General features: G+C 32.4%; 30 protein-coding genes. 2 read left to right on the forward strand and 28 right to left on the reverse strand.

The features are described from left to right. Nucleotides 1-72: 72 nt before the first annotated feature. The 28 genes from rpsM to rpsL all read right to left on the reverse strand — a co-directional run bounded on the left by rpsM (nucleotide 73) and on the right by rpsL (nucleotide 14,837). Entirely contained in the window at nucleotides 73-438 is a 366-nt protein-coding gene (gene rpsM, locus Q0662_RS05185; protein WP_298947866.1) for a 30S ribosomal protein S13, read from the reverse strand. A 102-nt stretch (nucleotides 439-540) separates the two neighbouring features. Next, nucleotides 541-657, reverse strand: coding sequence for a type B 50S ribosomal protein L36 (ykgO, locus tag Q0662_RS05190; RefSeq protein ID WP_004568720.1), 117 nt, complete (start codon nucleotides 655-657; stop codon nucleotides 541-543). A 13-nt stretch (nucleotides 658-670) separates the two neighbouring features. Then, complete coding sequence (gene infA, locus Q0662_RS05195) at nucleotides 671-886, reverse strand: translation initiation factor IF-1 (protein WP_015482241.1); 216 nt, start codon at nucleotides 884-886, stop codon at nucleotides 671-673. A gap of 4 nt (nucleotides 887-890) precedes the next feature. After that, nucleotides 891-2,213 (reverse strand): preprotein translocase subunit SecY, encoded by a 1,323-nt coding sequence (gene secY / locus Q0662_RS05200; RefSeq protein WP_298948064.1) that lies wholly within the window; start codon nucleotides 2,211-2,213, stop codon nucleotides 891-893. Between the two features lie 11 nt (nucleotides 2,214-2,224). Beyond that, nucleotides 2,225-2,677, reverse strand: coding sequence for a 50S ribosomal protein L15 (gene rplO / locus Q0662_RS05205; RefSeq protein ID WP_298947869.1), 453 nt, complete (start codon nucleotides 2,675-2,677; stop codon nucleotides 2,225-2,227). A 10-nt stretch (nucleotides 2,678-2,687) separates the two neighbouring features. Continuing rightward, complete coding sequence (gene rpmD / locus Q0662_RS05210; RefSeq protein WP_114425983.1) at nucleotides 2,688-2,870, reverse strand: 50S ribosomal protein L30; 183 nt, start codon at nucleotides 2,868-2,870, stop codon at nucleotides 2,688-2,690. Nucleotides 2,871-2,881: 11 nt separating this feature from the next. Beyond that, nucleotides 2,882-3,406, reverse strand: a complete 525-nt coding sequence (gene rpsE / locus Q0662_RS05215; protein WP_298948065.1) for a 30S ribosomal protein S5 — start codon at nucleotides 3,404-3,406, stop codon at nucleotides 2,882-2,884. Nucleotides 3,407-3,409: 3 nt separating this feature from the next. After that, nucleotides 3,410-3,760: a 50S ribosomal protein L18 gene (gene rplR, locus Q0662_RS05220; protein WP_298947874.1), complete on the reverse strand. Its 351-nt coding sequence runs from the start codon at nucleotides 3,758-3,760 to the stop codon at nucleotides 3,410-3,412. Between the two features lie 12 nt (nucleotides 3,761-3,772). Then, nucleotides 3,773-4,318, reverse strand: a complete 546-nt coding sequence (gene rplF, locus Q0662_RS05225; RefSeq protein ID WP_298947876.1) for a 50S ribosomal protein L6 — start codon at nucleotides 4,316-4,318, stop codon at nucleotides 3,773-3,775. 10 nt (nucleotides 4,319-4,328) lie between these two features. Beyond that, entirely contained in the window at nucleotides 4,329-4,727 is a 399-nt protein-coding gene (gene rpsH, locus Q0662_RS05230) for a 30S ribosomal protein S8 (RefSeq protein WP_298947879.1), read from the reverse strand. A gap of 162 nt (nucleotides 4,728-4,889) precedes the next feature. Next, entirely contained in the window at nucleotides 4,890-5,159 is a 270-nt protein-coding gene (gene rpsN, locus Q0662_RS05235; protein ID WP_053973144.1) for a 30S ribosomal protein S14, read from the reverse strand. A gap of 3 nt (nucleotides 5,160-5,162) precedes the next feature. After that, entirely contained in the window at nucleotides 5,163-5,714 is a 552-nt protein-coding gene (rplE, locus tag Q0662_RS05240; RefSeq protein WP_298947881.1) for a 50S ribosomal protein L5, read from the reverse strand. A gap of 8 nt (nucleotides 5,715-5,722) precedes the next feature. Continuing rightward, nucleotides 5,723-6,025: a 50S ribosomal protein L24 gene (gene rplX / locus Q0662_RS05245; RefSeq protein WP_298947884.1), complete on the reverse strand. Its 303-nt coding sequence runs from the start codon at nucleotides 6,023-6,025 to the stop codon at nucleotides 5,723-5,725. Nucleotides 6,026-6,036: 11 nt separating this feature from the next. Continuing rightward, nucleotides 6,037-6,405: a 50S ribosomal protein L14 gene (gene rplN, locus Q0662_RS05250; protein WP_015482230.1), complete on the reverse strand. Its 369-nt coding sequence runs from the start codon at nucleotides 6,403-6,405 to the stop codon at nucleotides 6,037-6,039. A gap of 1 nt (nucleotide 6,406) precedes the next feature. Further along, entirely contained in the window at nucleotides 6,407-6,664 is a 258-nt protein-coding gene (rpsQ, locus tag Q0662_RS05255) for a 30S ribosomal protein S17 (protein WP_298947886.1), read from the reverse strand. 20 nt (nucleotides 6,665-6,684) lie between these two features. Then, nucleotides 6,685-6,876, reverse strand: coding sequence for a 50S ribosomal protein L29 (rpmC, locus tag Q0662_RS05260; protein WP_077809829.1), 192 nt, complete (start codon nucleotides 6,874-6,876; stop codon nucleotides 6,685-6,687). An 11-nt stretch (nucleotides 6,877-6,887) separates the two neighbouring features. Next, on the reverse strand, nucleotides 6,888-7,319 hold the full coding sequence (gene rplP, locus Q0662_RS05265) for a 50S ribosomal protein L16 (RefSeq protein ID WP_298947889.1): 432 nt from the start codon (nucleotides 7,317-7,319) through the stop codon (nucleotides 6,888-6,890). 21 nt (nucleotides 7,320-7,340) lie between these two features. Then, nucleotides 7,341-8,060 carry a 30S ribosomal protein S3 gene (gene rpsC, locus Q0662_RS05270; protein ID WP_298947891.1) on the reverse strand — a complete coding sequence of 240 codons (720 nt, stop codon included), beginning with the start codon at nucleotides 8,058-8,060 and terminating at the stop codon, nucleotides 7,341-7,343. An 11-nt stretch (nucleotides 8,061-8,071) separates the two neighbouring features. Next, nucleotides 8,072-8,476 carry a 50S ribosomal protein L22 gene (rplV, locus tag Q0662_RS05275; RefSeq protein ID WP_298947893.1) on the reverse strand — a complete coding sequence of 135 codons (405 nt, stop codon included), beginning with the start codon at nucleotides 8,474-8,476 and terminating at the stop codon, nucleotides 8,072-8,074. Nucleotides 8,477-8,482: 6 nt separating this feature from the next. After that, nucleotides 8,483-8,761 (reverse strand): 30S ribosomal protein S19, encoded by a 279-nt coding sequence (gene rpsS / locus Q0662_RS05280; RefSeq protein ID WP_015482224.1) that lies wholly within the window; start codon nucleotides 8,759-8,761, stop codon nucleotides 8,483-8,485. Between the two features lie 6 nt (nucleotides 8,762-8,767). Then, the gene (gene rplB, locus Q0662_RS05285) at nucleotides 8,768-9,592 is read right to left on the reverse strand and encodes a 50S ribosomal protein L2 (protein ID WP_298947896.1); all 825 of its coding nucleotides are present in this window, start codon (nucleotides 9,590-9,592) and stop codon (nucleotides 8,768-8,770) included. Between the two features lie 11 nt (nucleotides 9,593-9,603). Continuing rightward, the gene (rplW, locus tag Q0662_RS05290; RefSeq protein ID WP_298947898.1) at nucleotides 9,604-9,894 is read right to left on the reverse strand and encodes a 50S ribosomal protein L23; all 291 of its coding nucleotides are present in this window, start codon (nucleotides 9,892-9,894) and stop codon (nucleotides 9,604-9,606) included. 6 nt (nucleotides 9,895-9,900) lie between these two features. Continuing rightward, entirely contained in the window at nucleotides 9,901-10,530 is a 630-nt protein-coding gene (gene rplD, locus Q0662_RS05295; RefSeq protein WP_298947900.1) for a 50S ribosomal protein L4, read from the reverse strand. Further along, nucleotides 10,530-11,147 (reverse strand): 50S ribosomal protein L3, encoded by a 618-nt coding sequence (rplC, locus tag Q0662_RS05300; RefSeq protein ID WP_298947902.1) that lies wholly within the window; start codon nucleotides 11,145-11,147, stop codon nucleotides 10,530-10,532. The genes rplD and rplC overlap by 1 nt, the downstream gene beginning before the upstream one ends. 361 nt (nucleotides 11,148-11,508) lie before the next feature. After that, the gene (gene rpsJ / locus Q0662_RS05305; RefSeq protein ID WP_068363283.1) at nucleotides 11,509-11,814 is read right to left on the reverse strand and encodes a 30S ribosomal protein S10; all 306 of its coding nucleotides are present in this window, start codon (nucleotides 11,812-11,814) and stop codon (nucleotides 11,509-11,511) included. An 18-nt stretch (nucleotides 11,815-11,832) separates the two neighbouring features. Then, a complete protein-coding gene (fusA, locus tag Q0662_RS05310) occupies nucleotides 11,833-13,950 on the reverse strand; it encodes an elongation factor G (RefSeq protein WP_298947905.1) in 2,118 nt (705 codons plus the stop codon). 5 nt (nucleotides 13,951-13,955) lie between these two features. Beyond that, nucleotides 13,956-14,432 carry a 30S ribosomal protein S7 gene (gene rpsG / locus Q0662_RS05315; protein ID WP_298947907.1) on the reverse strand — a complete coding sequence of 159 codons (477 nt, stop codon included), beginning with the start codon at nucleotides 14,430-14,432 and terminating at the stop codon, nucleotides 13,956-13,958. 30 nt (nucleotides 14,433-14,462) lie between these two features. After that, nucleotides 14,463-14,837, reverse strand: coding sequence for a 30S ribosomal protein S12 (gene rpsL / locus Q0662_RS05320; protein ID WP_018943587.1), 375 nt, complete (start codon nucleotides 14,835-14,837; stop codon nucleotides 14,463-14,465). Between the two features lie 290 nt (nucleotides 14,838-15,127). Between rpsL and Q0662_RS05325 the strand changes: the two genes are divergently transcribed. After that, on the forward strand, nucleotides 15,128-16,651 hold the full coding sequence (locus tag Q0662_RS05325) for a hypothetical protein (protein ID WP_298947910.1): 1,524 nt from the start codon (nucleotides 15,128-15,130) through the stop codon (nucleotides 16,649-16,651). A 134-nt stretch (nucleotides 16,652-16,785) separates the two neighbouring features. Continuing rightward, a complete protein-coding gene (locus Q0662_RS05330; RefSeq protein WP_298947912.1) occupies nucleotides 16,786-19,914 on the forward strand; it encodes a TonB-dependent receptor in 3,129 nt (1,042 codons plus the stop codon). The last annotated feature ends 6 nt before the right edge of the window (nucleotides 19,915-19,920 follow it).

A 19,920-nucleotide genomic window follows, 5' to 3' on the forward strand; every position in this document is an offset into this window, starting at 1 on the left:
TTTAGTTATTTTGTGTAGTAAGTTGTATTTAAAATACGGCACACTACACCATAACTAGGTTAATCTCTAACTTTATTTTTTCTTGTTAGCTACTGTTTTTCTCTTACCTTTTCTTGTACGAGAATTGTTTTTAGTTCTTTGTCCTCTTAAAGGTAAACCTAATCTGTGACGTATCCCTCTTTGGCAACCAATGTCCATTAAACGTTTAATGCTTATTTGAACTTCAGAACGTAGTTCTCCTTCAATAGTGAAAGAACCTACTTGCTCTCTAATTGCTGCGATTTGATCATCAGTCCAGTCTTGAACTTTAATACTTTCGTCTACTTTTGCTGCTGCTAAAACTTTTTTAGCTCTGCTGTTTCCTATACCAAAGATGTAAGTTAAAGCAATAACTCCTCTTTTATTCTTTGGAATATCAATACCTGCTATTCTTGCCATATTAATTAGTTATTAGTTGTTAGCCTTTAACTGCTAGTGGTAAAACTTAATAAGTTTTGCTAGAAAAAATCTAACACTAACGTTTAAAATCTAACGTTTACTTTATCCTTGTCTTTGTTTAAATCTAGGATTTTGTTTGTTAATTACGTATAATCTACCTTTTCTGCGTACTATCTTGCAGTCGGCACTTCTCTTTTTTACTGATGCTCTAACTTTCATCTGTTCTATGTTTTTAGTATCTGTAAGTAATTCTTGCTTTTGTTAAATCGTAAGGACTCATTTCTAACTTTACCTTATCACCTGGTAATAATTTAATATAATGCATGCGCATCTTTCCAGAGATGTGTGCCGTTACAATATGTCCGTTTTCTAATTCTACACGAAACATTGCATTTGATAATGCTTCTGTTATAGTTCCATCTTGTTGAATTGCTGATTGCTTAGCCATACTATTATTTATTCGATTTTCTATTACTATTTCCTGGTTTCATTAAACCATCGTAATGACGATTTAATAAATAAGAATTAATTTGTTGCATGGTATCTATTGCTACACCAACCATAATAATTAAGGAAGTACCTCCGTAAAACATAGCCCAACCTTGTTGTACACCAAATTGAACAACAACTGCTGGTAAGATAGAAAGGGCTGCTAAAAATAACGATCCTGGGAACGTAATTCTCGATAAAACACTATCTAACTTTTCTGCTGTATCTTTTCCTGGTCTGATGCCTGGTATAAAACCACCACTTCTTTTTAAGTCTTCAGCCATTTTATTCGTAGGAATGGTAATTGCTGTATAGAAAAAACTAAAAATGATAATTAATAATGCAAAAATTACATTGTATTGCCATCCAAAAGGATCTGTTAAACCAATTAAGGCAGGAAACTTTTGTCCTAAAGCCATTGGCAAGAACATAATTGCCTGAGCAAATATAATTGGCATAACACCTGCTGCATTTAACTTTAAAGGAATATAATCTCTAGAACCAGCAACATTTTGAATGTTACCTGCAACAGTTCTTCTAGCGTATTGTACTGCTATTTTACGAACAGCAGTAACTAGTAATACAGTTAATAATATTACTACAAACCAAACAATAATTTCAATAAGAACCATCATTAAACCACCTGCACCTGCATTTGTTGTTTTTGCAAGAAATTCTTGTAAAAATGCAGCTGGAAAGTTCGCAATAATACCTACAGTAATTAATAATGAGATCCCATTACCAACACCTTTATCTGTAATACGCTCTCCTAACCACATGGCAAAAATTGTACCTGCAGTTAAAATAATGATTGATGAAATCCAAAAAGTTAAACCTGGTACTAAAAAAGCTTCTGGTCCAAGACCAAACTGCGTTTTAATAGCTGTAATATACGTTGGTGCTTGTACCAAAGTAATACCAATGGTTAACCATCTTGTGATTTGTGTAATCTTTTTTCTTCCACTTTCTCCATCTTTTTGTAGTTTCTGTAAATAAGGAACTGCAATTCCCATTAACTGTACTACAATTGATGCAGAAATGTAAGGCATAATACCAAGTGCCATTACTGACGCTCTAGCAAATGCTCCTCCTGTAAATGCATTCAATAATCCTAAAAGTCCTCCAGATGTACTTTCTTTTAAAGCAGATAATTGTAATGGGTCTATTCCAGGTAATGGAACAGAAGCCATAAAACGGTATACTGCAATTAGACCGATAGTAAGAAGAATTTTATTTTTTAATTCCTCAATCTTGAAAATATCTTTTAGTGTATTAATAAAATTCATCATTTACTAGATTATAAAGTAACAGCTTCACCTCCTGCTGCTTCTATAGCTGCTTTGGCTGTTGCTGTAAATTTATGTACAGTTATATTTAATTTAGCTTTTAATTCTCCATTACCTAATATTTTTACTAGGTCATTTTTACCTGCTAATCTATTAGCAACAAGAATGTCTAAATTTACTGTATCTGTTATTTTTCCACTATCTACTAAAGATTGTAATTTATCTAAGTTGATTCCTTGATATTCCTTACGGTTAATATTTGTAAAACCAAATTTAGGTACACGTCTTTGAAGTGGCATTTGCCCACCTTCAAAACCAATCTTTCTAGAATAACCTGAACGAGATTTTGCTCCTTTGTGACCTCTGGTGGAAGTACCTCCATGTCCAGAACCTTCACCACGTGCAATTCTTTTCCCTTTTTTTACAGATCCTTCTGCCGGTGTTAAGTTATGTAAACTACTCATTTTAAATATCTTATTTTAATTTCTCTACAGAAACTAAATGTGAAACTTTATTTACCATACCAACTATTGAAGGAGTTGCCTCATGCTCAACAGTTTGGTTTAATCTACGTAAACCTAATGCCTCTAAAGTTCTCTTTTGATTCTTTAAACGCCCGATTTGACTTTTTACTTGTGTAACTTTTATTTTTGCCATCGTTCTTAGATTTATCCGTTAAATACTTTTTCTAGAGATATACCTCTTTGCTTAGCAATAGAAGATGCGCTTCTTAACTGCAATAAAGCATCAAATGTTGCTTTTACTGCATTATGGGGGTTTGATGACCCTTGAGACTTAGATAATACATCGTGTACACCTACAGACTCTAATACAATACGAACAGCACCACCGGCAATAACTCCTGTACCAGGAGAAGCAGGTTTGATGAATATTTTTGCTCCACCAAACTTTCCTTTTTGCTCATGAGGTAATGTACCTTCTAAAATTGGTATTCTTACTAAATTTTTCTTTGCATCTTCGACAGCTTTTGCTATTGCAGAAGAAACATCTTTAGATTTTCCTAATCCGTGTCCAACAACTCCATTACCATCACCAACAACAACAATTGCAGAGAAACCAAATGCTCTACCACCTTTTGTTACTTTGGTAACACGTTGTACACCTACTAATCTATCAACAAGCTCTAATCCGCTTGGTTTAACTCTTTCTACGTTTTTATAACCTTGCATAATTTCTTAAAATTTTAAACCAGCTTCTCTTGCAGCTTCTGCTAATACTTTAACTCTACCATGGTATAAATAACCATTTCTATCGAAAGCAATTGTTTCTAATCCAGCTTTAGTAGCTTTTTCTGCGATAGATTTACCTACTGCAGCTGCTGCTTCTGATTTAGAGTTTGCTTTAATATCTTTATCTCTAGATGAAACTGAAGCTAATGTTACTCCGTTTACATCGTCGACTATTTGAGCGTAAATTTCTTTGTTACTTCTATAAACCGATAATCTTGGTTTGGTAGGAGTACCAGAAACAATCTTTCTGATTCTACGCTTTATTCTAGCTCTTCTTTCTAGCTTTGATAATGCCATAATATTATATGATTATGCAGATTTACCTGCTTTTCTTCTTAATACTTCACCAACAAACTTAACACCTTTACCTTTATATGGTTCTGGGGTTCTGAAAGAGCGAATCTTTGCAGCTATTTGACCAACTAATTGTTTGTCAAAAGAAGTTAATTTAATGATTGGGTTTTTCCCTTTTTCTGATACTGTTTCTACTTTAACTTCTGGAGCTAATTCTAAAACGATATTATGAGAGAAACCTAACGCTAAGTCAAGTTTTTGACCTTGGTTTGATGCTCTATAACCAACACCTACCAATTCTAATTCTTTGGTCCAACCTTTACTTACACCTTCAATCATATTACTGATTAAAGCTCTCATTAAACCATGTTGTGCTTTATGGTCTTTACTCTCTGAAGCTCTATCTAAAGTAATAACGCCATCTTCAATATTAATTGAAATACCATCAGAAATAGTTTGAGATAATTCTCCTAACTTTCCTTTTACTGTTATTACATTGTCTTTAATGTTTACATCTACACCTTGTGAAATGTTAACGGGATTTTTTCCTATTCTACTCATTTCTTAAAGATTAATAAACATAACATAAAACTTCTCCTCCAACATTTTCTAGACGTGCTTTTTTGTTTGTCATTACACCTTTTGATGTAGAAACAATAGCAATACCTAGACCGTTAAGTACTCTTGGCATCTCAGAGGAACCAACATACTTACGTAAACCAGGTGTACTGATTCGTTGAATTTTTCTAATTACTGACTCTTTTGTGTCTTTGTCATATTTTAAAGCTATTTTAATTGTACCCTGAACTTTATCAGCGTTAAATTGATAACTTAAAATATACCCTTGATCAAACAAAATTTTAGTCATTTCCTTCTTCAAATTTGAAGCTGGAATTTCCACTACTCTGTGTCCTGCAGCTATAGCATTTCTTACTCTGGTAAGAAAATCTGCAATTGGATCTGTATACATATTTATTTAAATTGCGACTACGGTTTTCAAAAATCTCTATTTCTACTACAGATTTCTCTGTGATTTTTGAACCTTTAATCAGTTAACATTCTTATACTCAAAAAAAATAGAGCGTGCAAAGATACACATTCTATTTTTATTTTAAAGATTTATTGATGTTTTCTACCAACTTGCTTTTTTAACACCTGGTATTAAACCTTGATTTGCCATTTCACGAAAAGTAACACGACTAATACCAAATTGTCTCATATATCCTTTTGGACGCCCTGTTAATTTACATCTGTTGTGTAATCTAATTGGAGAGGCATTTTTTGGTAATTTTTGCAAAGCTTCATAATCTCCAGCTTCTTTTAAAGCTTTTCTTTTTTCAGCATATTTTGCAACTGTACGTTCTCTTTTACGCTCACGCGCTTTCATTGATTCTTTAGCCATTATCTAATTTTTTTTAAATGGTAAACCTAGTTCTGCTAATAATGATTTTGCTTCTTTATCAGTGTCTGCAGATGTTACAAAAGTAATATCCATTCCATTGATTTTTTTAACTTGATCAATATTAATTTCTGGGTAAATGATTTGTTCAGTAATTCCTAAATTGTAATTACCTCTACCATCAAAACCGTTAGCTTTTATGCCGTTAAAATCTCTTACACGAGGTAAAGAAGCGGTAACTAATCTATCTAAAAACTCATACATTTTATCACCTCTTAACGTAACTTTTGCACCAATTGGCATTCCTTTACGTAATTTAAATGATGCAACGTCTTTTTTAGACATTGTAGAAATCGCTTTTTGACCTGTAATTGTAGTCAATTCTTCTACTGCATAATCTATTAATTTCTTGTCTGCAATTGCAGCACCAACACCTTTAGAAACAACTATTTTTTCTAATTTTGGTACTTGCATTACATTGTTATAACTGAATTCCTCAATAAGAGCTTTTATGACTCTTTCTTTGTATTCTGCTTTTAATCTTGGTACGTAACTCATGATTATTCTTATTTTTTAGTTTTTTTAGAGATTCTAGTTTTAGCATCTCCATCAACTTTATAACCTACTCTTACAGCAACACCATCTTCTACTAACATAACATTAGATATATGAAGTGAAGCTTCTTTTTTTACAATACCACCTTGAGGATTTTGAGCACTTGGTTTGGTATGCTTAGAAACTAAGTTTACACCTTCTACCAATACTCTATCTTTATCTTTTATGATTTGTAAAACCTTACCTTCAGATCCTTTATGATCTCCTGCAATAACTTTTACAGTATCTCCTGACTTTAATTTAAACTTCTTCATTTTATGATAATTTAAAGCACTTCAGGTGCTAATGATACTATTTTCATGAATTGTTTCTCACGAAGTTCACGGGCAACAGGTCCAAATACACGTGTTCCTCTCATTTCCTCTGTAGGGTTTAAAAGAACACAAGCATTGTCATCAAATCTGATATATGACCCATCTTTACGTCTTACTTCTTTTTTAGTTCTTACAACAACTGCTCTAGATACTTGACCTTTTTTTACAGTTCCGTTAGGAGTTGCAGATTTAACACTTACTACAATCTTGTCGCCAATGCTTGCGTAACGTTTTTTTGTACCTCCTAAAACTCTAATAACTAAAACTTCTTTAGCTCCAGTATTATCTGCTACTTTTAATCTTGATTCTGTCTGTAACATATTATTTAGCTCTTTCTAGGATTTCTACTAATCTCCAACGTTTAGATTTACTCATAGGTCTTGTTTCCATGATTCTAACAGTATCTCCTTCGTTGCAATCATTCTGTTCGTCGTGTGCAACGTACTTCTTAGTCTTTAATACGAACTTTCCGTACATTGGGTGTTTTACTCTTTTAGTTTCAGAAACAACAATAGATTTTTCCATTTTGTTACTAGAAACAACACCAATTCTCTCTTTTCTAAGATTTCTTTTTTCCATCTTTAAAACTGACTATAGAATTATTGTAATTCTCTTTTTGTTAATTCTGTTGCAATTCTTGCTACAGTTCTTCTTAAGCTTCTCAATTGCAATGGGTTCTCTAAAGGAGTTATTGCATGAGCCATCTTAAGATCAGTATAATTCTTTTGCAACGCTCCAAGCTTTTCATTAAGATCGGCTATAGATAATTCTTTGATTTCTGATTGTTTCATTATATATAGAATTAAGCGTTAATATCAAAATCTCTTGCGATCACAAACTTCGTTCTTACAGGAAGTTTCTGTGCAGCTAAACGTAAAGCTTCCTTTGCAACATCCATTGGTACTCCACCAACTTCAAACAAAATTCTACCTGGTTTAATTACTGCAACAAAATGATCTGGTGCACCCTTACCTTTACCCATACGTACCTCTAAAGGCTTTTTAGTGATAGGCTTGTCTGGAAATATTTTAATCCAAAGTTGCCCCTCTCTTTTCATATGACGTGTTGCCGCGATACGAGCTGCTTCAATTTGACGTGAAGTTAATAAGTTCTGGTCTAAAGATTTGATACCAAACATACCATTAGATAGTTGGTTTCCTCTTTGAGAATTCCCAGTCATATTCCCTTTCGCCTTCTGTACCTTACGGTATTTTACTCTTTTTGGCTGTAACATTTTTAATTTCTAATTTAAAAATTATTTTCTTCTACGAGGTTGACGTTTAGATCTATCACCACCTTTACCACCAGATTGCTTCTTAGACAATCCTACTAAAGGAGATAATTCTCTTTTACCATAAACTTCGCCTTTCATGATCCATACTTTCACACCTAATCTTCCGTATGTAGTATGAGCCTCTACAAGAGCATAATCAATATCTGCTCTAAAAGTAGAAAGAGGAATTCTACCTTCTTTAAAATGCTCTGAACGTGCCATTTCAGCACCGTTTAAACGTCCTGAAATTTGAATTTTAATTCCTTCAGCGTTCATACGCATAGTTGCAGCAATTGCCATTTTAATTGCTCTCTTATAAGAAATTCTGTTTTCTATTTGACGAGCAACACTTGTTGCTACTAATCTTGCATCCAATTCTGGACGTTTGATTTCGAAAATATTAATTTGAACTTCTTTACCCGTAATTTTTTTAAGCTCTTCTTTTAACTTGTCTACCTCTTGACCTCCTTTACCAATAATGATACCTGGACGTGCTGTAGTGATAGTAACGGTTACAAGTTTTAAAGTACGCTCTATAATTACTCTTGATACACTTGCTTTAGATAATCTAGCATGAATATACTTTCTTATCTTATCATCTTCTGCAATTTTATCTCCGTAGTCATTACCACCGTACCAGTTAGATTCCCAACCTCTGATGATTCCTAATCGATTTCCTATTGGATTCGTTTTTTGTCCCATTTCTACTTAGATTAATTACTTAAATTTTTACTTCCTAACTCTAAAGTAACGTGATTAGAACGCTTACGAATTCTATGAGCACGTCCTTGTGGAGCTGGTCTTAGTCTTTTTAACATTCCTGCACTATCTACGCAAATAGTTTTTACGTATAATCCAGCATCTTCTATTGTTGCATCTTCGTTTTTAGCTTGCCAGTTTGCAATTGCAGACATTAACAATTTTTCTAAATTTCTAGATGCTTCTTTAGGACTGAATTTTAAGATTTGTAGTGCTTTTTCAACTTCTACACCTCTTACTTGATCTGCTACTAAACGCATTTTTCTTGGTGATGTAGGACAGTTAGTAAGCTTTGCAAAAGCACGTTGCTTTCTAGCTTCTTTTAACTGATCTGCCATATTTTTTTTACGAACTCCCATTGCCTACTATTTTTTACCTTTATTTTTTGCACCAGCGTGTCCTCTAAAAGAACGAGTTGGTGAAAATTCGCCTAATTTGTGCCCTACCATGTTTTCTGTAACATATACTGGTACAAACTGTCGCCCATTATGAACTGCAATTGTTTGCCCTACAAAATCTGGTGTAATCATACTTGCTCTTGACCAAGTTTTAATTACTGTTTTGTTACCAGCTTCTACATTAGCTAACACTTTTTTCTCTAATTTATAGTGAACGTAAGGTCCTTTTTTTAATGATCTTGCCATAACTTATTATTTCTTTCTACGTTCTAAAATATACTTATTACTAGCTTTTGTCTTAGATCTAGTCTTAAATCCTTTAGCAGGTATACCGTTTCTAGATCTTGGATGACCTCCAGAAGAACGTCCTTCTCCACCACCCATTGGGTGATCTACTGGGTTCATTCTAACTGCATTTGTTCTTGGTCTTCTACCTAACCATCTAGATCTACCCGCTTTACCAGAAACAAGTAATTGGTGATCTGAATTAGATACAACTCCAATTGTTGCCATACAAGTTAACAAGATATATCTTGTTTCACCAGAAGGTAATTTAACCGTTGCATATTTACCTTCTCTTGCCATTAACTGTGCAAAAGAACCTGCAGAACGTGCCATAACAGCACCTTGACCAGGGCGTAATTCTATACAAGAAATAGTAGTTCCTAAAGGAATTTCATTTAATGTCATTGCATTTCCAATCTCTGGTGCAACACCTTCTCCTGAAATAACTGTTTGACCTACTTTTAAACCGTTTTGTGCAATTACATAACGCTTTTCTCCATCAGCATAACTTAATAGTGCAATAAAAGCTGTACGATTTGGATCGTACTCTATTGTTTTTACTGTTGCAGGAACACCTTGCTTATCTCTTTTAAAATCGATAAGACGGTATTTTTGTTTATGACCACCACCAATATTACGTGTTGTCATTCTTCCCTGATTGTTTCGACCTCCAGATCTTTTTTTCGGAACAAGTAAACTTTTTTCCGGCTTATCAGTTGTTATGGTGTCGAACCCATTTACAACTCTAAAACGCTGACCTGGTGTTATTGGTTTTAATTTTCTAACTGACATTTTTGTCTTTCTTAAAGATTGTTATAAAAATCAATACTTTCTCCTTCTGCTAATTGTACAATAGCTTTTTTGTATCCGCTTTTAATACCAGTAACTAAACCTTTTTTAGTAAACTTTGTATTTCTTTTAATTGGATAGTTTAAAGTTTTTACACTAGAAATAGAAACACCATAAGCTGTTTCTACAGCATGCTTGATTTCTACTTTATTAGCGTTACTATCTACAACAAACGCATAACGATTATATAATTCACTATCGTTTGTAGCTTTTTCCGTAATAATAGGTTTTATTAAAATACTCATGAATCCCTATTTGCTTAAGTTTGTATTAATACCTTCTAAAGATCCTTCTGTAATAATTACTTTATTAGCGTTTAAAACACCATAAGTATTAATTTCTGAAGCTTTGATTACTTTAGAGTTTTTTAAATTACGTGATGATAAATACACATTTGTATTTTCATTATCTAAAACAAACAAAGATTTTTTAGTATCTAACTGTAATGCTTTTAAAACATTAACGAAGTTTTTTGTTTTTGGATTTTCAAAATTAAAATCTTCTACAACAACTAAATTTTTATCGTTTGCTTGTATACTTAAAGCAGACTTACGTGCTAAACGCTTTAAGTTTTTATTCAATTTAAAAGAATAATTTCTTGGTCTTGGACCGAACATACGACCTCCACCTCTAAAAACACCAGACTTGATAGAACCTGCTCTTGCAGTACCAGTACCTTTTTGTTTTTTTATCTTTCTTGTAGAACCTGATATTTCAGCTCTTTCTTTAGATTTATGTGTTCCTTGACGTTGGTTTGCCAAGTATTGTTTTACATCTAAATAAATAGCATGATCATTAGGCTCAATTCCGAATACATCTTTAGAAAGTTCAACTTTTCTACCTGTATCTTTTCCTGTAATATCTAAAACTGCTACTTTCATTATTTCTGAATAGTTACAAAAGCATTTTTGTGTCCAGGAACAGCTCCTTTAACAACAAGTAGGTTCTTTTCAGCAACTACTTTTAATACTCTTAAGTTTTGTACTTTCACTTTATCTCCACCCATTCTTCCTGCCATACGCATTCCTTTGAATACTCTTGCAGGATAAGATGCAGCTCCAATAGAACCTGGTGCTCTTAAACGGTTATGTTGACCATGTGTAGCTTGACCAACCCCACCAAATCCGTGACGTTTTACTACACCTTGAAAACCTTTTCCTTTAGAAACTCCAGAAACATCTACAAACTCTCCTTCTACGAAGTGCTCTACTGTAATAGAGTCTCCAAGTTTGTACTCTTCTTCAAACCCTTGGAATTCAACGACTTTCTTCTTAGCAGTTGTGCCAGCTTTTTTAAAGTGACCATCTAACGCTTTGTTAGAACTTTTTGCTTTTTTGTCATCGAAACCAAGTTGCAACGCATTGTATCCGTCAACCTCTTCGGTTCTGACTTGGGTAACAACGCATGGACCTGCTTCAATTACTGTACAAGGAATATTTTTCCCGTTTTCATCAAATAAGCTGGTCATTCCAATTTTTCTTCCTATTAACCCAGACATTTAGTTAAAATTTTAGACGAATAGATAAATTTTCCAGCGCGTCTAATTAATATTATTTTTTTGAAACGATAGTTTCTAAAATCCTTTGAGTTTCTTTCAAAAAAAACAGCGCAAAACAAATTCAACGCTGATTTTGTTTTTCCGTTTTTCCTTCGCGAAACGCTCTGGACATGTTACCATTACTGAAATTTAATTCAGAAACAGCCTAACCCTACTCTATTTCGGGTTGCAAAAGTATTAAAAACTTTCGGTTTAACAAAATTAAACCGAAAGTTATGTACTTTTTGATTTTAATTTAGATTCTAAATCAAGATCGGTATGTAATCAACTTCACACTTTTCTCAAGAAAAGTAACGTTGCATTACACTTTAATTTCCACTTCAACACCACTTGGTAATTCAAGTTTCATTAGAGCATCAATAGTCTTTGAAGAAGAACTATAAATATCTAATAATCTTTTGTAAGCAGCTAATTGAAATTGCTCTCTTGATTTTTTATTTACGTGCGGAGAACGCAATACTGTAAATATTTTTTTATGTGTTGGCAAAGGTATTGGTCCGTTTACTACAGCACCAGTACTTTTTACCGTCTTTACAATTTTTTCAGCAGATTTATCTACTAAATTGTAATCGTAAGACTTTAATTTTATTCTAATTTTTTGACTCATCTTGTATAATTTAGTAGGTTATCCTTTTGCTTTTGCAATTACATCTTCTGAAACATTAGAGGGAGTTTCTGCATAATGAGAAAATTCCATCGTAGAAGTTGCTCTACCAGAAGACATTGTTCTTAAAGCAGTAACATAACCAAACATTTCAGATAAAGGAACTAAAGCTTTTACCACTTTTGATCCTGCTCTATCGCTCATGTCGTTTACTTGACCTCTTCTTCTATTTAAATCTCCAACGATGTCACCCATATTTTCTTCTGGAGTTAGTACTTCTAACTTCATTAAGGGCTCCATAATTTTAGCTTGAGCTGCTTTAGCTGCGGCTTTAAAACCTAGTTTAGCTGCTAACTCAAAAGATAATTGATCTGAATCTACCGCGTGGAATGAACCGTCTTTTAAAGTAACTTTCATAGAATCCATTTCATAACCTGCTAATGGACCATTTTTCATTGCTTCTTTAAAACCTTTCTCTACAGATGGCACGAATTCTTTAGGAACGTTACCACCTTTAATAATCGATTCGAATTGTAAACCCTGAACACCTTCGTCTGCAGGCTCCATAGTAAATACAATGTCTGCAAATTTACCACGACCACCAGATTGCTTTTTATATACCTCTCTATGATCTGCAGCAGCAGTAATAGCTTCTTTATACTCAACCTGAGGCTGACCTTGATTTACTTCTACTTTAAACTCACGCTTTAAACGGTCTACAATTACATCTAAGTGAAGCTCACCCATACCAGATATAATAGTTTGTCCTGAAGCCTCATCTGTTCTAACTGTAAAAGTTGGATCTTCTTCTGCTAATTTACCTAAACCAATACCTAATCTATCAACATCTGCTTTTGTTTTAGGCTCTACAGCAATACCAATTACTGGATCTGGAAAATCCATTGATTCTAAAACAATAGGATGCTTTTCATCAGATAATGTATCACCAGTTTTAATTGATTTAAAACCTACAGCTGCACCAATATCTCCAGCTTCAATATAATCAATTGCATTTTGCTTATTCGCATGCATTTGATAAATACGTGAGATACGTTCTTTTTTTGCAGAACGATTATTTAAAACGTAAGAACCAGCATCTAAACGACCTGAATACGCTCTAAAAAATGCTAAACGACCAACAAATGGGTCTGTTGCAATTTTAAAGGCTAATGCCGCAAACGGCTCTTTAACATCTGGTTTACGTAATTCTTCTTGATCTGTATCTGGATTTACACCTACAATACCTTCTTTATCTAAAGGTGATGGCAAATAACGACAAACAGCATCTAAAAGAAACTGAACACCTTTATTTTTAAATGCAGAACCACAAATCATTGGAATGATAGCCATATCCATTACAGCAGCTCTTAATGCAGCATGCACTTCTTCTTCTGTAATAGAATCTTCATCCTCCATGAATTTTTCTAAAAGATTCTCATCATAACTTGCTACTTCTTCAATTAAAAGTGCACGATATTTACGAGCTTCTTCTTTCATATCTTCAGGAATCTCTACAACATCAAATGTTGCACCCTGAGTTTCATCATGCCAAATAATAGCACGGTTTTTCACTAAATCTATGATACCTTTAAATTCATCCTCATCACCAATATTTAAAACAATTGGTACTGCATTTGACTTTAACATATCTTTTACTTGTTGACAAACAGCTAAAAAGTCAGATCCTTGACGATCCATTTTGTTTACAAAACCGATTCTTGGAACTTTATAGTTATCTGCTAATCTCCAGTTTGTTTCAGATTGTGGTTCAACACCATCAACTGCTGAAAACAAAAATACCAAACCGTCTAGTACACGTAAAGATCTATTTACTTCTACTGTAAAATCTACGTGTCCCGGAGTATCGATAATATTAAAGTGATATCCTTTTGTTTCTGGAGTTGGTTGTGCATTTTCTAAAGGAAACTGCCATGTACAAGTGGTAGCTGCAGAGGTAATTGTAATACCTCTTTCTTGCTCTTGTTCCATCCAGTCCATTGTAGCTGCACCATCGTGTACTTCTCCAATTTTATGAGAAACACCAGTATAATACAGTACACGTTCTGTTGTTGTGGTTTTACCAGCATCAATATGAGCTGCAATACCTATATTTCTTGTGAATTTTAAATCTCTAGCCATTTCTATTAAAATCTAAAGTGAGAGAATGCTTTGTTAGCCTCTGCCATTTTATGAGTATCTGTTTTCTTTTTAACGGCTGCCCCTTCTTCTTTAGCTGCTGCTAATATTTCAGCTGCTAAACGTTGCGCCATTGTTTTTTCATTACGCTTTCTTGCGTATAAAATCATCCATTTTATAGCCATAGACACTTTACGGTCTGGTCTAATTTGCATTGGAATTTGAAACGTTGCACCACCTACTCTACGAGATCTTACTTCTACGTGAGGCATTACATTTGACAAACCATCTTTCCAAATTTCTAAGGCTGATTTTTCTTCTTCTCCTTTTCTTTCTTCTACGATATCTAGTGCATCATAGAAAACTTTGAACGCTACAGACTTTTTACCATCCCACATTAAATTGTTAACAAAACGTGTTGCTAACTGGTCATTAAACTTTGGATCCGGTAAAAGGACTCTTTTTTTCGCTCTTCTTTTTCTCATGTCTTTACATTAAAAAAGTTAATTAATACTTTACTTTTTTGGGCGTTTTGCTCCGTACTTAGATCTACGTTGGGTTCTACCCTCAACACCTGCAGTATCTAATGCACCACGTACTACGTGATATTTTACACCTGGCAAATCTTTTACCCTTCCACCTCTAACTAATACTATCGAGTGCTCCTGTAGGTTATGTCCTTCTCCTGGAATGTACGCATTTATCTCATTACCATTTGTTAATCTAACTCTGGCAACTTTACGCATTGCTGAGTTAGGTTTCTTTGGCGTTGTAGTATAAACACGAGTACAAACTCCACGTCTTTGAGGACAAGACGACAAAGCAGCCGATTTACTCTTCTTAGTTATTTTGGTTCTTCCTTTACGAACTAATTGTTGAATAGTTGGCATACTAAATAATTACTGTTTTTCGTTTATATTAAACATTCCCTTAATTTTAAGGGTCTGCAAATGTACAACTAATTTCTAATTATTCAAATATCAGTGAGTTATTTTTTAAAAAACCTTTTTTATTTATAAAATTAAGGCAATTAACATACATTTGACACTAAAACAGAACGAGCATTTTGGGCAGAAAAAAAATACTTTTTTTTACTTTTTTACTAAGCTTATCAGCATTTACAAATTTTTTTTCGCAAGAAATTGAACTAAAAATTACTTCTAGCAAAAAACAAGACTCTTTGCTTACATATAAATATGACTACAAAAAAAAGCATGTAGATAGTATTAGCTTATCTAGAGAAATAATGAAATATTTATCTAAAATAAAAAAAGACGGATATTTTTTAAATAAGATTGATAGTATAATCAAAAGAAAAGAAAAAACAATTGCTTATATAATTTTTAATGAAAAAATAAATTTTGCGAAAATTAGTTTTGAAGATCCAAGAAAAGAGGAACTCATTATAAAAATATCTGAATTAGAAAAGACTCTAAATTTATTATCGGCAAATTTTGAAGCAAAAGGAAACTCGTTTACAAAACTAGTTTTAGAAAATAGTAGAATTAAAAACGACACATTAATTTCTCAATTAAAAATTAATCAATCGAAACAAAGAAAAATTAACAAAGTTATAGTTAGAGGATATGATAAATTTCCAAAATCATTTTTAAAAAACTATTTCAAGTTAGACGAAAACTCTCTTTTTAATAATAAGAAACTAAACTCTATATCTAACTTAACAAGATCTCTCGATTTTGTAGAAGAAATTAAAAAACCCGAAGTTCTCTTTACAAAAGATTCTACTATTATATATATGTATTTAAAAAAACAAAACAATAATAGTTTTGATGGGCTTGTAAATTTCTCTACCAAAGAAAATGGAGGTGTTGACTTTAACGGATATTTAGACTTAAAATTAAATAACATATTAAATAAAGGAGAAAGCTTTAATTTAAAATGGAATAATTATGGTGATGAAAGACAGGAACTTGCAATAAAAACTAAAACACCCTTCATATTTAAATCAAAAATATCTCCAGAAATAAAATTCTCTATTTACAAACAAGACTCCACTTTTCTAAATTCATTATTCAATATAAAACTAAATTACGTCATTAACTATAAATCTGAATTGTCTTTTTTTATCAATAATGAAAAATCAGAAAAATTAACTGGAACAAACATTGAAAACAATTTAGAATCTTTCAATACATTTTTAACTGGAGTAGGATACCAATACAATGACAAACAAAACTATTTTCTAAGAGATAGCAGGGTTTATTTTGGAATTGAAACTGGTTTTGGAAAAAGAAAAAACTTAAGTAAAACAACAAACCAAACAAAAATAGAAACAACAATAAAACATTATTTAAAACTAAGTGATAGAAGCTTTATATATCTAAAAAACAAAGTAGGTATTCTAAATTCTAAAAGTTATTTATTCAATGAACTTTTTAGAATAGGTGGCCCAAACTCAATTAGAGGGTATGCAATACAAAGTATTTTTAGCAAAAGTTATACCACTCAAAATATAGAATTTAGATACTTAACATCACAAAAATCCTATTTATATTCAATTACTGACTTCGCAATTTTTGAAACAATTAATAAAAAAGAAAAACTATTTGCTTTTGGATTGGGCTACCTCTTTAATACCAAAACATCGCAAATAAATATCACAGCAGCTGTACCTGGTAATTTAAATAGCTCTATAAGTTTCAAGAATACACAATTATTAATTAATTGGGTTAATATATTTTAATGTAAAAACTATCACCCACAAAAATATGATAATCATAAAATTTTGAACTTAATTAAACTTTTTAATGTTAAAAAATTGTTTATTTAAGATTAATTTAAGACTTTTGACATTAATTAATTCAAATAATTATACAAATGAAGACAAAGTTTAATGGAATTTTAACGCTATTACTGGCGTTGGTAGTGCAAATATCGTTTGCACAAGAGAAAACAATTTCCGGAACAGTTTCGGATGATTCTGGAAGTTTACCCGGAGTAAGTGTAATCGTAAAAGGAACAACAAAAGGTACAGAAACTGATTTTAATGGTAAGTATACAATTAAAGTAAAAGCTGGTGATATCTTAAGTTTTTCTTACATTGGATATAAGAAAGAGGAAAGAAAAATCTCTGATTCTAACCAAATTAATGTTGTATTGAAAGCAGACAACACTATATTAGATGAAATTGTAGTTGTTGCTTATGGTACTCAAACAAAAGAATCAATTGTTGGTTCTGTTGCAGTAGTTGCTAATGATGTTATTGAAAAACAACAAGTAGTCTCTGTAACCAATGCTTTACAGGGTACTGTACCTGGTGTAAATATTGTATCAGCTGGTGGTCAACCTGGTGATAACCCAACAATTAGAATTAGAGGGGTGGGATCTATAAACGCTGACGCGTCCCCATTAATTATCTTAGATGGCACACCTTATAATGGTAACATTAACTCAATTAGTCCGGATCAAATTGAGTCTATGAACGTATTAAAAGACGCCTCTTCTACAGCTTTATACGGATCTAGAGGTGCAAATGGTGTTATTCTTATTAATACTAAGAAAGGTAAACTAAATTCAGCTACTAAAATTACTTTTAGAACTTCTACAGGATTTGCAAATCAAGCAGTAGAACAGCATGCTTTGTTAAATACAGACGACCAAATGCGTTATACTTGGGAAGCAATGAAAAACAGTGAAGTTTATGTAAATGGTGCTACTGCAGCAGCAGCTGCACAAACCGCAACAGATAATTTAATTTCTGGTTTTGGTTATAATCCTTATGGACCAAGTGTTCCTAATCCAGTAGATATTAATGGTAACTTAGTTACTTCTAATAAATTATGGGAAACAAATTGGAGAGACTTATTATTTAACGATGCAGCAATTAGAAACGAACATGGTTTAACCGCTTCTGGTGGTTCTGAATCTTCTACTTATTTCTTTTCTGTAAATTATTTAGATCAAGAAGGTAGTATTTCTGAATCAGATTTTGAAAGAATTACGACAAGATTAAATATAACTTCTAAAGTTAAAGATTGGTTACAATTAGGATTCAACTCATCTTATTCTACTTCAAAACAAAATAACCCAACACAATCAGGAACTTCTTATCAATCTGCAGTTCAGTGGACAACTTCTGTTTCTTCAGTATACCCTTTGTATAGAAGAGATGTGGATGGTGTAATTATACCAGACAATTTTGGAAATCCTATATATGATTATGGTAATAATTCTAGTCAACTTTTAAATGGTACTAGAGCAGTATTTGAAGGTGAAAATGCTTATGGATCTTTATTTAACTACGTTAACTTAAATACAAGAGATAACATACAAGCTAATGGTAATGTTCAAATTAATTTTACTGACTATTTAAACTTTAAAACTACAGTTGGTTTTGAAAAAGTATTGTATGATAGCTTTGGATATGTTCATAATGAATTTGGTTATGCAGCAAATGTTGGAGGTCGTGTATCTCAAACAAGAAACATTACATCTACTTTAAATATCATTAATGCTTTAAATTTTGACAAAACATTTGGGGAAGCACACAACGTTTCTGCAAGTTTAATTCATGAAGCATACAAACTAAAAATTGAAGGTTTTGACGCTCAAGGTGTAGGATTTTTACCAAATGTTAAAGTATTAAATGGTAGTACAACCCCAGAAGGAGTTGGAGGCTTTTTAAACGAAGAGAGATTAGAGAGTTATTTAGCTAGAGCTTCTTATAACTATGATAATAAGTATTTTATAGAAGGTTCATACAGACGTGATGGTTCAACAAGGTTTTCTGAAGAAACTAGATTTGGTGATTTCTTTTCTGTTGGTGGTTCTTGGATTGTATCGAAAGAAAACTTTTTATCTGATAATTCAATATTAAATTACTTAAAATTAAAAGCATCTTATGGTGAATTAGGTAATAATAGAGGTATTGGATATTTCCCTTACTTATCTTTATTTAATACAGGTTGGAACGAATTAACAAATACCGGAGTAGTATTAGGTTCTGTAAGTGATCCGTTATTATCATGGGAAAAAACATCTTCAGCTAACGTTGGTTTAGATTTTGGATTATTTAATAACAGAATTAGTGGTAGTGTTGAGTACTTTTCAAAAGAATCTATAGATTTATTATACGATCAACCACTACCTGGTTCTACTGGTAATACTAGTATCACTACCAATGTTGGAGCTATTAAAAACTCTGGTATTGAAGTTAACTTAAATACAATAAATATTTCAAGCGGTGATTTTGAATGGTCATCTAACTTTAATATTTCTTTTGTTAAAAATGAAATTACTGAATTGACACAAGAATCATTTATTAATGGTACTAAAAGATGGAAAGAAGGTACATCTTTATATGAATTTTTTATAAGAGAATACAGAGGTGTTGATCCAGCAACAGGTGAAGCTTTATGGTCTATTGATGAACTTGATGCTACAACTGGAGAACCAACTGGAAATAAGTTAACTACAAATGATTATGCTGTGGCAACTCGTTATCAGTCAGGAAAAGAATCTTTACCTGATTTTCAAGGTGGTATAACAAACACTTTTAAATATGGTAATTTTGATTTAAATATTTTAATGAACTTTAGTGTTGGTGCTTATGTGTATGACAGTACTTATGCAGCATTAATGAGTGGGTTTGAACAAGTTGGTAGAGCAGCCTCTGTAGATGTAGTAAACAGATGGCAAAACCCTGGAGATATAACAGATATTCCACGTTTACAAAATAGCCAAAATGATTTTAACGCAACATCTACAAGATTTTTATTTAAAAATGATTTCTTAAGAGTGAAAGCATTAACGTTAGGTTATACTTTACCAACAAACATTGCAGGAAATATAGGATTAAACAGATTAAGAGTATATTTTCAAGGGGATAATTTAGCTACTTTTCAGAGTCATAAAGGTATTGACCCTGAACAAAGTTTAGCCGGTACAACAAACAATAGATCTTTTAATCAAAGAATATTTTCTTTAGGTCTTAACTTAGAATTATAAAATATA

This window comes from uncultured Polaribacter sp., from assembly GCF_947503855.1.
Classification (GTDB): domain Bacteria; phylum Bacteroidota; class Bacteroidia; order Flavobacteriales; family Flavobacteriaceae; genus Polaribacter.